At 69.7% G+C, this 13,126-nt stretch carries 10 protein-coding genes; 7 read left to right on the top strand and 3 right to left on the bottom strand.

Features of this window, described 5'->3' with window-relative positions; genetic code table 11:
• The 3 genes from CCN29_RS23430 to CCN29_RS23420 all read left to right on the top strand — a co-directional run.
• A partial coding sequence (locus CCN29_RS23430; RefSeq protein ID WP_143661367.1) for a restriction endonuclease subunit S occupies positions 1-1,422 on the top strand: 1,422 nt, incomplete at its 5' end.
• Positions 1,419-3,038: a type I restriction-modification system subunit M gene (locus tag CCN29_RS23425; protein WP_086684301.1), complete on the top strand. Its 1,620-nt coding sequence runs from the start codon at positions 1,419-1,421 to the stop codon at positions 3,036-3,038. The genes CCN29_RS23430 and CCN29_RS23425, both read left to right, overlap by 4 nt.
• Positions 3,039-3,125: 87 nt before the next feature.
• Positions 3,126-4,616, top strand: coding sequence for an HsdM family class I SAM-dependent methyltransferase (locus tag CCN29_RS23420; protein ID WP_086684298.1), 1,491 nt, complete (start codon positions 3,126-3,128; stop codon positions 4,614-4,616).
• 60 nt (positions 4,617-4,676) lie between these two features.
• Here the strand turns inward: CCN29_RS23420 and CCN29_RS23415 are convergent, their stop codons facing one another.
• Positions 4,677-4,868 (bottom strand): DUF397 domain-containing protein, encoded by a 192-nt coding sequence (locus tag CCN29_RS23415; protein ID WP_086684295.1) that lies wholly within the window; start codon positions 4,866-4,868, stop codon positions 4,677-4,679.
• Positions 4,865-5,743 carry a helix-turn-helix domain-containing protein gene (locus CCN29_RS23410; RefSeq protein WP_086684293.1) on the bottom strand — a complete coding sequence of 293 codons (879 nt, stop codon included), beginning with the start codon at positions 5,741-5,743 and terminating at the stop codon, positions 4,865-4,867. The genes CCN29_RS23415 and CCN29_RS23410 overlap by 4 nt, the downstream gene beginning before the upstream one ends.
• Positions 5,744-5,882: 139 nt before the next feature.
• Between CCN29_RS23410 and CCN29_RS23405 the strand changes: the two genes are divergently transcribed.
• Entirely contained in the window at positions 5,883-6,356 is a 474-nt protein-coding gene (locus CCN29_RS23405; protein ID WP_442538464.1) for an ATP-binding protein, read from the top strand.
• A gap of 68 nt (positions 6,357-6,424) precedes the next feature.
• Here CCN29_RS23405 and CCN29_RS23400 read toward each other — a convergent pair whose 3' ends face one another.
• Positions 6,425-8,596, bottom strand: a complete 2,172-nt coding sequence (locus CCN29_RS23400; RefSeq protein WP_086684286.1) for an AIPR family protein — start codon at positions 8,594-8,596, stop codon at positions 6,425-6,427.
• Between the two features lie 206 nt (positions 8,597-8,802).
• Here CCN29_RS23400 and CCN29_RS23395 point away from each other — a divergent pair, with 206 nt between their 5' ends.
• The 3 genes from CCN29_RS23395 to CCN29_RS23385 all read left to right on the top strand — a co-directional run.
• On the top strand, positions 8,803-9,744 hold the full coding sequence (locus tag CCN29_RS23395) for an NADP-dependent oxidoreductase (RefSeq protein ID WP_086684283.1): 942 nt from the start codon (positions 8,803-8,805) through the stop codon (positions 9,742-9,744).
• Positions 9,745-9,988: 244 nt separating this feature from the next.
• Positions 9,989-12,109, top strand: a complete 2,121-nt coding sequence (locus CCN29_RS23390) for an ATP-binding SpoIIE family protein phosphatase (RefSeq protein ID WP_031062789.1) — start codon at positions 9,989-9,991, stop codon at positions 12,107-12,109.
• A 112-nt stretch (positions 12,110-12,221) separates the two neighbouring features.
• The coding region (locus tag CCN29_RS23385; protein ID WP_086684307.1) for a coproporphyrinogen-III oxidase family protein at positions 12,222-13,126 on the top strand (905 nt) is incomplete at its 3' end.

The following is a 13,126-nucleotide window of genomic DNA, read 5'->3' as shown; positions in this document are numbered from 1 at the left end:
GGGACAGGGGCTCGGGCGACGCTGGGGGAGCTCGGCGAGTGGCTCGGCGGTGGTACTCCGTCCAAGAAGCGGCCGGGCTTCTGGACGGACGGCACCATTCCGTGGCTCTCCCCGAAGGACATGGGCCCGAATGTTCTTATGGCCACGCAAGACTTGATCCACGAGTCGGCGCTGGATGATTCCCCCGTAAAGCTCGTACCGCCCGGTTCTGTCGCGCTGGTGGTTCGCTCCGGCATTCTAGTGCGGAAGGTTCCTGTGGCCTTTGTGCCGTTCGAGGTGACGCTGAATCAGGACATGAAAGCGGTCGTTCCGCACCACGGCATTGATGCGCGCTGGCTCGCTTGGGCCGTCCGGGAGCGTGAGCGGCACATTCTGGAGAACTGCCGCAAACATGGTACGACGGTGGCTTCGCTGGAGATGTCCAGGCTGATGGGCACCGAGATCTTGGTGCCGCCTCATGAGGAACAGTTGCGGATCGTGGCTGAAGTCGAGCAGCAGATCGCACGGATCGAGGCGGGTGAAGAAGCAGCATCGACCGCGCTGTCCAATGCTACGAAAATGGCCGAACAGGTGACCAGTCTGGGTTCTCGTGGCTGCCTGGAAGAGTGTGAACTCTTTCCCGCTCCTTTGGCGAAGGCTGATATCGACGACGGTCAGATTCCCGAACTCCCCGCTGGCTGGAAATGGTCACGTCTGGGGCAGGTCGCTTCAGTGGTCGGTGGAATCACCAAAGATAGCAAGCGTCAAGGCGACCCGGACTACGTGGAAGTCCCCTATTTGCGTGTTGCCAATGTGCAGCGTGGGGAAATAGTTCTGGATAAGGTGACTACCATTCGTGTTCCGCTGGAGAAGGCGGAGGCGCTTCGTCTAAGGCGCGGCGATGTGCTTCTCAATGAAGGCGGCGACAGGGATAAGCTTGGGCGCGGTTGGGTCTGGGACGGGCAAATCGACAACTGCATCCATCAGAACCATGTGTTCCGGGCGCGTGTGATCGATGCAGAGATTCATCCCAAGCTCTTGGCATGGCACGCCAACGGTTTCGGTAAGTCCTGGTGTGACCGCAACGGAACCCAGTCGGTGAACCTCGCATCGATCAGTCTTCGGAAGATCAAGCTGCTTCCTGTGCCGATTCCACCCCGTGAGATTCAGGAAGAGCTCGTGAAGACGATTGAGCTCCACCTTGAAAGTGTGGCGATCGCACGAGCCATGGCAGAAGATGCGTTGGCCCGAGCCCGGGACCTCCGCGCCTCCCTCCTCCACGCCGCCTTCACCGGCGCCCTCGTCCCCCAGGACCCCGCCGATGAACCGGCATCGGTGATGCTTGACCGGATCCGTGCCGTATACGGGGCAAAAGTCCCTCGTAAGCGCGCCGCCCGCAAGCCCCGCCCCACACCGCCCGGTCAGGAAGAACTGCCCTCATGAGCACCACCCCCGCCTCAGTGAACAGCGCCACCCGCCGGTCCGCCGGTGAGACGACCTCGACGCTCGTCAACCGCCTCTGGTCCTACTGCGAGCTGCTCAGGCACTCCGGTGTCTCCACCCTCGACTACGTCGAGCAGCTCACGTACCTCCTCTTCCTGAAGATGGCCGACGAGCGGGCCAACCGTCCAGCGCGGTTCCGCAGGAACGAGCCGGAGGAACCGCTGGTCCCCGAGGGCCTGGACTGGGCCAGCCTCACCAGCCGCTCGTCCGAAGACCTCCTTGACCACTACGAGCACATCCTGCGGGAGCTGGGCCGCAAGGGCGGGACCATGCTCGGCGAGGTCTTCACCAAGGCGCAGAACAAGATCCATGAGCCCGCCGTCCTCGACCGGCTCGTTAAGGACCTGATCGACCCCTACGTCTGGACCCGCGAGAACCAGGACCTCAAGGGCGACGCCTACGAAGGCCTGCTCCAGCGGGGTGCCGAGGACCGCAAGACCGGAGCCGGCCAGTACTTCACGCCCCGCCCGCTCATCGACGCCATGGTCGACTGCGTGCAGCCCAAGCCCGGAGAGTCGATCACCGACCCCGCCTGCGGTACCGGCGGCTTCCTCATCGCCGCGCATGCGCACATCGCCGAGCGCTACGAGGACGAGCTGTACGGCGACGAGGGCCGCAAGCTCCAGACCGGCGCCATCACCGGCTACGAACTGGTGCGGGAGACGGCCAGGCTCGCGCTGATGAACATGCTGCTGCACGGCATCGGTACGTCCGAGGGCCGCCCGCTGATCACGGTCCAGGACTCCCTGGCGAAGTCGCCCCACAAGTTCTACGACATCGTCCTCGCCAACCCGCCTTTCGGCGTGGGCTCGGTGACGGGTGAGGCGTACACCGCCCGCAAGGACTTCTGGACCCAGACCACCAACAAGCAGCTCAACTTCGTCCAGCACATCTACACCCTGCTGAAGACGAACGGCCGGGCCGCGCTCGTTCTGCCCGACAACGTCCTGTTCGAGGGCGGCGCCGGCGCGGAGATTCGCCGCCGTCTCCTGGAGCTCACCAACGTTCACACCCTGCTGCGTCTGCCCACCGGCATCTTCTACGCCAACGGCGTCAAGGCGAACGTTGTGTTCTTCGACAAGGTCCCGCCCCGGCCCGGCGGCAAGCCCGCCACCAAGCAGCTCTGGGTCTACGACTTCCGCACCGACCAGCGCTTCACTCTCAAGCAGCGCGCCCTGCGTCGCGAGCACCTCGACGACTTCGTCGCCGCTTTCCACTCCGGGGGCGCGGACTACTCGGCCCGAAAGCCCAGTGAGTGCTTCCAGCCTTACGAGTACGATGAGCTGATCGCACGTGACAAGGTCAACCTCGACTTGACGGTGCTTCAGTCCGCCTCCGCCTCCTCTGCCACGCTCGCGCCACCGGACGTGATCGCTCAGGAGATCGTGGACGATCTGGAAAGCGCCCTGGCCGAGTTCACCGCCGTCGCTCAGGCCCTGAAGAAGGCCGTCGGTACGACGAGCACCGGCGATGAAGCAGACCGAGCCGCGAGCGATCCCGCGCACAGCACCATCACCGGCACCACCGAAGAGACAGACCAAGACCAGGAGCGGTAGCCGGGCTCTCGGCCCTCTGATCAACCTGCCCAGAGGTCCCGGCGGTGGTCACTCCGCTCCGGGACCGACACAGAGACTGGGTGAAGCATGGCCAACGGGCTCGGCAACGGCGTGGCGGGAGCGGCGGCGGGAGGTGTGCCGGAAGCGCTCTGGACCGGCGAGGACATCGCCGTGCGCCTCCTGCGCTTCTATGACGAGAAGACCAGCACCCGCGCCATCACACGCCTTCAGTTCGTGGAGCACGTCGGCTACCTGCTCTTCCTGAAGCTGGACCATGAGCGCTCCCAGCGGCCGGGGCGGTTCGCCCGGAAGTCCGTCGCTCCTGAGGGCACTTGGCCGAGGCTGACCGATCTGAGCGGTGATGCCCTGCACTCGGGTCTCACCGATCTCATGCGGGAGCTCGACAACCAGGCACCCGACCGTCTCGACCGGCGGATCGCCGCCATGGTCTTCCGCGACGCGCAGCCCTGGGACCTCGGCCGGATGGCCGAGCTCGCCAAGCTGATCACGGAGCAGATCGACCCCTACCAGTGGCGGCTCATACCCCAGACCGAGTTGGGACGTGCCTTCACCCTCATGCTGCGCGCCTGCCGGGAGGACATCGACCGCAAGATCGACACCGGTCAGACCTTGACGCCCGCCCCTGTCCTGAGCGCGGTCGTCAAGGTGCTAGAGGTGGGACCCGAGGACACCGTCATCGACCCGGCCTGCGGAACCGGCTCCACGCTCATCGCGGCCCACCAGGCGCTGCAGTCCACCGACCCGGCCGCCATCGCCGGAGCGGACCTGGACGCCCAGATGTGCCGACTCGCCACCCTGAACATCCTGTTCAACACCGGGCGCCCCTTTTCCGACCCCGCGCCAGTCCGGCTGGCGGACACCCTCACGCATAAAGTACCCGTGGTGCGGGCGGACAGCACCCTTCCCACCGTGGCCATCTGCAACCCGCCCTTCAAGAGCGACGGCGTGGTCCCCAACGCCACCATGCGGGACGACTTCCTGGCTTACGGCGACTTCCCCACCAACTTCCTCCAGCACCTCATGGTCACCCTGAGGTCAGGCGCGCGGGCCGCCCTCTTCCTGCCCGACGGGGTGCTGTTCGGCGGAGGCGCCGCGGCCACCGTACGGCGTGCCCTGCTGAGTAACTGCGACGTGCACACGCTGCTGCGGCTGCCCACCGGCATGTTCCACCGCAAGGGCGTGAAGTCGAACGTTCTCTTCTTCACCAAGGCCACGCCCAAGCCGAACGGCCGTCCCGTCACACGGGAGCTGTGGGTCTACGACGCGCGCACGGGCAACCACCGCACCGACACTGGAAACCCGGTCGTGGAAGCCGACTTCGACGACTTCGTCGCTGCGTGCCTGCCGGAAGGCACCGAGCGCACCGAGTCAGAACGTTTCCGCCGGTACACGGTGGACGAACTGCTGGCTCATTCGACGGTGAACTTCGACCTGCCGGCCAACCTCGCCCCGGAGATGGACGACTTCGGCTCCCCAAAGGAGATCGCCACCGAGATCGCCGGCCTGCTCGACAACGCGGCCGCGCACTTCCGTGAGGTCGCGGAGGCGTTGCCGTAGGCGAGGAGAGCGGTGGTGGGAGGTCGGACGCGCGCAGCCGACCTCCCACCACCTGCTCACTCAGTCGGCCGCCGCGAAGGCCACGAACGCCGCCCAGCCATGCGCGTGCACGGAGAGGGACGGCCGGTCCACGTCCTTGGAGTCACGGATGTGGATCACAGAGGTGTCTATCGCGACCTCGACGCAGGCGCCGCCTTCGTTACCGCTGTAGCTGCTCTTCTGCCATGTGAGTCTCGTGCTTTCGGCACTCATAGTTCTGTCTGCATCCTCTCGATCAGCGCCAGAGACTCTTTGGGAGTCAGCGCCTGGGCCCTGATGGTGCCGTACCGTGCGGTCAGGATACGGACCTCTTCAGCGTCTGTGGCCAGGCGTGCGATGTCCTGGACTTCGACGTACCCCACCTGCGGCTTCCCCTTGGGCGTCAGCAAAATGAAGGGTCCCCCCATCCCTGCGTGCTCGTCCCGTTCCATCGGCATGACTTGCAGCTCCACGCTGCGCAAGCGACCGAGGGCGAGCAGGTGGGCCAGTTGCTCCTTGTGTACTTCCGCGCCGCCGATCGGCCGACGCAGTACCGACTCCTCGATGACCGCCGTGACCATGGGAGGTGGCCATTTGGTGAGAATGTCCTGGCGCGCGAGACGCGAGGTAACGCGCTGTTCGATGGTTTCCTCATCCAACAGCGGGGTGCGCATGCCGTATAGGGCTCTGGCCCGGCGCTCCGTTTGGAACAGACCGGGGATGTCGTGGCTGCTGTAGTCATTGACCTCAACTGCCTCTCCCTCCAGTCGCGCATAGTCCCGAAACCAAGCCGGATGCCGGACCCGAGCCCGTGCCTTCGCCCGCGCCACGTCCTCCTTCGTCGCCTTCAGCAGCCCTCCGCCGCCGAGCAGGTCGTCCGCCGCGTCGAGGAACTCGGGCTGAGGTGTGCGGCGGCCCCGTTCCAGGGACGAGACCAGGTCCTCGCCGTACCCCAGCCGGTCGCCCAGCTCCTTCTGGGTCAGGCCGGCGCGTTCGCGCAGCAGCTTGACCTGTCTGCCCACAGCCCTGTTCAGATCGAGCAGACCGTCCGTGTCCTCCGGGGGCTCGGGGCGGCCTTCGGCAATGTTCTGACGGGGTTCCGATGTCATCACGCATCCCCCAACCCGCCCGACCGCCAACCGGTTACGTCCGTCGGCACGGACACGCAACCGACAACGGCGGTACAGGCGCGTGCCGTACCGATGGTTCCTCTGGTCAGCGTACGACGCTCCCGACACTCTCTGTCACGTGAACTATGAAATCCGTAACCGAGCCACCTTGGCTCGCCGAGTTCCCGCGCCCGCGCCCTTTCGTCAGCAGTTCAGCTCGACCCGGCGCGGGGCGCGCCTTGCCCGCCTCCTCGCGGCTGAGCAATTGGTGGACTGGGGGTGGGGCCGGGGCAGTGAGTATCTGGACGCTGCCGAACTCGTGGTGGGTGAACTCGCCGCGAACGCTGTCACCCACGGCCGCGTTCCCGGGCGGGACTTCCTGCTCACGATGGCCCTCGTCGCCCCTTCCGAAGGCGGTTCGGGCAGCATGAGGATCACGGTCGCCGACAGCAGGGGCGAGCGGCTGCCCACGCCGGTACCGGCACCGTGCCCGGACGGCGAGCACGGGCGTGGCCTGGTCCTGGTGGGCGCGCTCGCGCTCCGGTGGGGGGTTCTACCCCGCTTCCCCGCAGGAAAGACCGTATGGGCCGAGTTGCCGGGTCCGCCGAGGTGAGACGGCTCCTACGACTTGTGAGCACCGGCGCCTCCCCGCCGGTTCGCGCCCTTGCCCCAGCCGCCCGGTCACGACAGGTGATCGTCCTCGGCGGCCTCCCCGGCCGCGATCCGCTGCCACAGCCGTTCCGCGATCTCGACCAGTGTTCCCTCACCCGGCACCCGCCACTGTTTGGGCCCCTGGACCGCGCTCCACTGTTCCTTCCAGTCGGCTTCGTTCCACATCTGGGAGATCAGTCCCGTGGGCGAGTAGCGCTTGCCGTCGGCCTCCCAGAGCAGCGGGTTCCTGCGGTCGTTGACCCAACTCGCGCGGCGGCGCCGGGGGTCGGCGTTGAGCCAGGCGCCGATGGCGAGCTCCTCCACGGCGCTCGGAGCATACTCCAGACGCGTGCCCTCCTCGATCGCGTCGTGGTCGATCAGCAGCCGCACGGTCTGCGGCCTGCGCTGTCGGCCGGGCCCGGCGGTCTTCATCAGCGCGGCCAGGTTCATGGGGGAATCGGGTCCCACCCCGCGGTTGAGAGTCCCGAGTACCGCCGTGACCAGGCGTGCGCAGCGCTCCTCGTTCGCGAACGTACTGGTGACGAAGCTCTTCGGGGTGAAGAGGGTGTCGACCATGCTGATCAGACAGGCCAGTACGGAGCTCACCTGGCTCGGGATCTCCGCGAGCACGCCCTCCCAGTCGCCTTCCGGCTCCTCGAAGCGCTCTCTTCCGACACGCTGGAAGACCAGGTGGGCGATGAGGAGAGTCCCGCTGTCGGCGATCGAGGCGGGCCGGCCGGAGAGCTTCGCCCGCGTCTTCGTCAGCTCGTCACGCACGAGCCGCAGCACCTGGACGGCACGCCAGATCTGCAGCGCGCTCGGCTGCTGTCCGAAGAGGCGTGTGTAGGCGCCGCCCGGTCCCTCGCTCCACAGGGCGTTGGTTGATCCCTTGACCCGCACGGCGAGCGAGGAGTCCCGGTGCATACAGGCCAGGGCGGTGGCCGCCTCGGTGACCGAGCAACCCGACTCGGGCGCGGGGTCCAGCTCGCCGCGCCGGAAGACGTACTCCTTGTCGAGGGAGATGCGGAAGTCCTTCTGGATCTCGCTCTGGACCGGGTCGATCGCAATGAAGTCCCGGCGCTCCATGTGGTTCTGGGTGTTGGTGGCCTTGGTGATGGAGCGGCCGAACCCTTCCGGCGTGCCGTCCAGGGAGATGACGCGCACCATCACGTACGCCTCCTCGGTGGCCTCCGCGTCCTTTTCGTAGGCCCGGAACGCGGAAGTAACCGTCTGAGCGCCGTTGACGACACTGGCGTTGGTCAGGGTCAGGATGGTCGGCTGGCCCACTGCCCGCTTGAGGGGGTACTCCTGGATGATCTCGTCACACTGCACGGTGATGCCGTTGTGCCGGTAGAGGAAGCCCTCCGGGTCCTCCAGCATGGAGTCGACCATGGTCTGGTTGACGCCGGTCAGTCCGAGTGAACGGCGGACATTGCGGTCGTAGAGGCGCTCGCCGTGCCCCTCGCCCTCGTCCTTGCCCCCGTACCAGCGGGCGAGCTGATCGGCGCTGACCTCACCGATCACCGCCTTGAACGGGGTCTCACGGGCATACCACTCCCGGTTCATGGTCGCCCTGAGGGTGATGGGTTGGGGTTCCAGGTCCTCTCGGACGGCCCGGTGGAACTCGGCCTGATTCACCACCCGGTACGCGACGGTCCGTCCCTGTCCGCCAAACTCGTCGGCCGCCTCGTCCAGGATGTTGGCGGTCTCCGGGGAGAGACGGCCGTCGCCCATGAGGGCGATCACCAGGTGCACCTTGCACGTGGGCAGCTTGAGGACACCGTGAATGCGGTCCGAAAGGAGTTGCAGCCGCTCGTTGAAGTGGTCGAGGTCGCGGTTGTCGAGCTTCTTCAGCCCGTGGATCAGCTTGAGGGCGGCCTCGGTGTCGAAGCTGGCCGTCCCCTTGTCCTTCCACTTGGCCTGGATGAGATAGATCTCCGAGCCGGAGGCGGAGAAGGCCACACAGTCGATGCCGAAGTCGTCACGGCCGTCGATGACCCCGGCCGCCGCCTCCTCCGACGTGCAGTCCGTGAGGATCCGGGCCGCCTTCGCCGAGACCGCCCGCGACAGCAAGGCCGTCTCACGTTCTTTGGGGTCCTTCTTCACGAAGTCGTCCATGGAGATGATCTCCCCGAACTCCTTCAGCAGCGCCTTCCGAATGTGCTGAACTTCCAGCGGCATGTGCTGCCCGCTCTGTGCCATGCATCCCCCAACGTTGAGGCTTCGACCAACTCGGCAGTCTAATCACGCAACTTGACTGCCTCTGCGTCAAATGGCCATGCGCGCATGATGGTGGAGTTATGCTCCGTCCCGCGTTCACGCCGGTTTAGCGTCGGCCGACGCCGTCCCTCCGCTTCCCGTGGCCGATTCCGGGAATCGGACGCGGGCCGGCGCGGTTGCCTCTCGCCATGAAGGCAATCGGATTGAGCACCTACGGCGGTCCCGACGTCCTGCGGGAGCTGGACCTCCCCACCCCCGAGGCGGGACCCGGCGAGGTCCGCGTCAGGGTGCACGCCGCGGCCGTGAACCCCACCGACGCCATGCTCCGCACCGGCGTCTACGCCGCCCGGACGACGGACGTCCCGCCCCCGTACGTGCCCGGCATGGACGCGGCCGGCGTGATCGACCAGCTCGGCCCCGGCGCCGACGGCCGGCTGAGCGTGGGGCAACGGGTCGTCGCCCTCGTCGTGCCCACCGGCCCGCACGGCGCCTACGCCGAGCAGATCGTCGTGCCCGCGGAGTCCGTCGTCCCCGCGCCCGCCGGGACCGGCCACGCCGAGGCATCCACCCTCCTGATGAACGCGGCCACCGCCCGGCTGGCCCTCGACACCCTCGCGCTGCCGAAGGGCGCGACCCTCGCCGTGACCGGCGCGGCGGGCGCCGTCGGCGGCTACACCGTGGAACTCGCCCGGGCGGACGGCCTGACCGTCGTCGCGGACGCCGCCCCGCACGACCGCGACCTGGTACGCGGCTTCGGCGCAGCCCACGTCGTCGAGCGGGGCGCGGAGGTGGCCGCCCGCATCCGGGAAGTGGCGCCCGACGGCGTTCCCGGCCTGGTGGACGGCTCCGACCAGCGCGAGGAGGCCGTCCCCGCGGTCGCGGACGGCGGCGCCCTCGTCGCGCTGCGCGGCTGGCAGGGCCCCGCCGAGCGCGGCGTCACGGTGACCCCGGTCTTCGTGGCGAGCGTACGGGGCGACACCGGCCTGCTGGACGGGCTGCGGCGGCAGGCCGAGGAGGGCGTGCTGTCCCTGCGTGTCGCCAAGGTCCTGCCCGCCTCCGACGCCGCCGAGGCGCACCGCCTGCTCGAGGCCGGCGGACTGCGCGGGCGCCTGGTCCTCGACTTCTCCTGAGCCGCGCGTTCTCCTGAGCCCCGCGTCGACGGGCCCGCGCCGGGGTCGGCGCGGGCCCGTCTCTTCGCGTTCCGAGATGACCGAAAACGAGCGGCTGTGGCGTGGTTCCTGACCGAATCTGTAGCACTGTCCCCCCGACAAGCGATCCACTTTCGTGACTCCACGCTTAGGGGCGGGTTCGTTCTGTCACCCTGTCGGCAAGCGATCGAGGCTCTATTCGTACGAACTGCCCGGGGAGCTGCCCATGCGGGCCATTCCGACCCAACGGGAGACCACCTCGTGCGCCCCCGACCCGCGGGGGAGCACGCGGGTGGAGGCCACGCTGTCCGGAAGTCCCCTCGCGCCGGGCTCCGCACGCGCGCTGCTGCGCAAGACGCTCACCGAGTGGGCGCAGACCTCGGCCGACGGCGCCGACCTCCTCACCGGCCGCGTCGGCGACGACGCCGCCCTGGTCGCCAGCGAGCTGGTCACCAACGCGGTCGTGCACGCCGGCACCGAGGTGCGGCTGACCTGCCGGCTGGAGGAGGACACGGGGGCGCTCGTCGTCGAGGTCGCCGACCGGCACCCCTCCCGCGCGCCGCGCGACGACGTCGCGGAGGCGCCGGCGCACGACACCCACGAGTACGGTCGTGGCCTGCGCCTGGTCGCCGCGCTCGCCGAATCCTGGGGCGTCACCTACCGCGCCGGCAGCAAGACCGTGTGGGCGCGGCTGCCGACGCGCGGGGAGGCGCCCGCCGACCCGGCCGCGGCGTACGCGGGGGAGCGCGCCCCGGCGCGGGACCTGCGCGCCGCCGCCCTCCTCGCGTCCGACCCGCTCGACCCCCTCACCCCGCGCGCCGGCCTCCGTGAGGGCCCCCGGGACGCCTGGCGGGCCGCCTCGTACGGCGACGACTGGCTGGCCCGCCGCCCCGGACGCGACGGCGCCTGGCTGGGCAGGGGCGCGCTGTCCTTCCTGGCCGAGGCGTCCGACCTGCTCGCCGGCCAGCTGGACGAGGACCTGGTCGCCTCGCTCACCGGCCAGCTGATCGTGCCGCGGCTCGCCGACTGGTGCGCGGTCTGGCTGGAGGACGAGGCCACCGCGCACGGCGGCCGGCCCGGTGCAGGCGGCCGCCTCGCCCGCGTCTGGCACGCCAGCGAGCATCTGGTGGAGGACCTGAGCCGGGCGCTCGAACGCACCCCGCCGCCCCAGGCCGACGACCCGCTCGGCACCGGGCCGGTGCCGTATCCATGGCCTCGGGCCACCGGCGCGGAGGGCGGAAACGGGACGGCGGCCGCCGTGTCCGGGCACGCCGACGGGTCGGATCACCCCGTGTCCGGGGGCGTCGACGGGCAGGCGTGCGCCGTGTCCGGAGACACCGGCGCACCGTCGGCCGGGGAGGCGGACGGGCCCGCCCTCGCACCCCCGGGGACCGCGCTCGCGTACCGGCTCGTCGCCGGGGGCCGCCCGCTCGGCACCCTGGTGATCGGGCGCGGCGGCATCGACCGCTTCCCCGACGAGATCACCGGTCTCGTCGAGGACCTCGGACGCCGGGTCGCGCTCGCCATCGGGGCCGCCCGGCAGTACGCCCGCCAGGCCACCATCAGCGCCGTGCTCCAGCGGGGCCTGCTGCCCAGCGCCGTCGCCGAGATCCCCGGTATGCGCAGCGCCCTCGTGCACGAACCGTGCGACAAGGGCGGCCCCAGCGGCGACTTCTACGACCTCTTCCCGGCCGGTCACGGGCGCTGGTGCTTCGCCATCGGCGACGTCCAGGGCAAGGGCCCCGAGGCGGCCGTCGTCATCGGCCTGGTCCGCCCCTGGCTGCGGCTGCTGGCCCGTGAGGGCCACCGCGTCGCCGACGTCCTCGACCGGCTCAACCAGCTCCTCCTCGACGACGCCACCGAGGCGGCGGACGCGGCGGCCCGCGCGCTGGTGGCGGCCGGGGCACGGCCCGCCGCCCCCGGCGACGGCCCCCAGACCCGCTTCCTGTCCCTGCTGTACGGCGAGCTGGTGCCCTTCGAGGGCGGCGTCCGCTGCACCCTCGCCTCCGCCGGCCACCCCCTGCCCCTGCTCCTCGACCCCGAGGGCGGCGTGCGGGCCGTCGCCCAGCCGCAGACGCTGCTGGGGGTCGTCGAGGACGCCGGGTACACCAGTGAGACCTTCGAGATGTACTCCGGCGACACCCTGCTCTGCGTCACCGACGGGGTCACCGAGCGGCGCTCCGGGTCGCGGCAGTTCGACGACGGGGACGGACTGGCCCGGGCCCTGGCGGGCTGCGCCGGGATGGCGGCCGGGGCCGTGGCGGACCGGATCACGCAGCTCGTGCACGAGTTCGACCAACGGCCCCCGGCGGACGACATGGCCCTGCTGGTGCTCCAGGCGGAGTGAGACGCGAGGGGGACCCGGGCAGCCGGTGGGCCTCCGGTGGCAGCCGGCGGGCGGTCGCCGGGAACTCGGGCGGCGCGGAGGGACACGGCCCGGGTGCGGGACAATGGAGCACATGCCTTCCGCACTCCCCGACGGCGAGCCCGTCCCCGCCGACGGCGCGCTGCCCGCGTCCGCGCTCGCCGGGGCGGCCGACCGCCCCCTCGGGTTCTACCTGCACGTCCCCTACTGCGCCACCCGCTGCGGCTACTGCGACTTCAACACCTACACCGCGACCGAGCTGCGCGGCACCGGCGGCGTGCTCGCCTCCCGCGACAACTACGCCGAGACCCTCGTCGACGAGATCCGGCTGGCCCGCAAGGTCCTCGGCGACGACCCGCGCCCGGTGCGCACGGTGTTCGTCGGCGGAGGCACGCCCACCCTGCTCGCCGCGGGCGACCTGGTGCGGATGCTGGGCGCGATCCGCGAGGAGTTCGGTCTCGCGCCGGACGCCGAGGTCACCACGGAGGCCAACCCGGAGTCCGTCGGCCCGGCCTACCTGGCCGAGCTGCGGGCCGGTGGCTTCAACCGGATCTCCTTCGGCATGCAGAGCGCCCGGCAGCACGTGCTGAAGGTCCTCGACCGCACCCACACCCCCGGCCGGCCCGAGGCGTGCGTCGCCGAGGCCCGCGCGGCCGGCTTCGACCACGTCAACCTCGACCTGATCTACGGCACGCCGGGGGAGTCGGACGACGACTGGCGCGCCTCGCTCGACGCGGCGATCGGCGCGGGTCCCGACCATGTGAGCGCGTACGCGCTGATCGTCGAGGAGGGCACGCAGCTGGCCCGCCGGATCCGGCGGGGCGAGGTGCCGATGACGGACGACGACGTCCACGCCGACCGGTACCTGATCGCCGAGGAGCGGCTGTCCGGGGCGGGGTTCTCCTGGTACGAGGTGTCGAACTGGGCGACCTCGGAGGCGGGGCGTTGTCTGCACAACGAGCTCTACTGGCGGGGCGCCGACTGGTGGGGGGCGGGGCC

It is taken from the genome of Streptomyces pseudogriseolus, from assembly GCA_002154585.1.
Lineage (GTDB): Bacteria > Actinomycetota > Actinomycetes > Streptomycetales > Streptomycetaceae > Streptomyces > Streptomyces pseudogriseolus.
Note: the sequence above shows the minus strand (reverse complement) of the source record. Positions and strands in the feature narration are given on the sequence as shown.

Bases quoted from the DNA above. Each gene is read 5' to 3' on its own strand.
- CCN29_RS23425 (WP_086684301.1), top strand. From the start codon at position 1,419: ATGAGCACCACCCCCGCCTCAGTGAACAGCGCCACCCGCCGGTCCGCC.
- CCN29_RS23420 (WP_086684298.1), top strand. From the start codon at position 3,126: ATGGCCAACGGGCTCGGCAACGGCGTGGCGGGAGCGGCGGCGGGAGGT.
- CCN29_RS23415 (WP_086684295.1), bottom strand. From the start codon at position 4,868: ATGAGTGCCGAAAGCACGAGACTCACATGGCAGAAGAGCAGCTACAGC.
- CCN29_RS23410 (WP_086684293.1), bottom strand. From the start codon at position 5,743: ATGACATCGGAACCCCGTCAGAACATTGCCGAAGGCCGCCCCGAGCCC.
- CCN29_RS23400 (WP_086684286.1), bottom strand. From the start codon at position 8,596: ATGGCACAGAGCGGGCAGCACATGCCGCTGGAAGTTCAGCACATTCGG.
- CCN29_RS23395 (WP_086684283.1), top strand. From the start codon at position 8,803: ATGAAGGCAATCGGATTGAGCACCTACGGCGGTCCCGACGTCCTGCGG.
- CCN29_RS23390 (WP_031062789.1), top strand. From the start codon at position 9,989: ATGCGGGCCATTCCGACCCAACGGGAGACCACCTCGTGCGCCCCCGAC.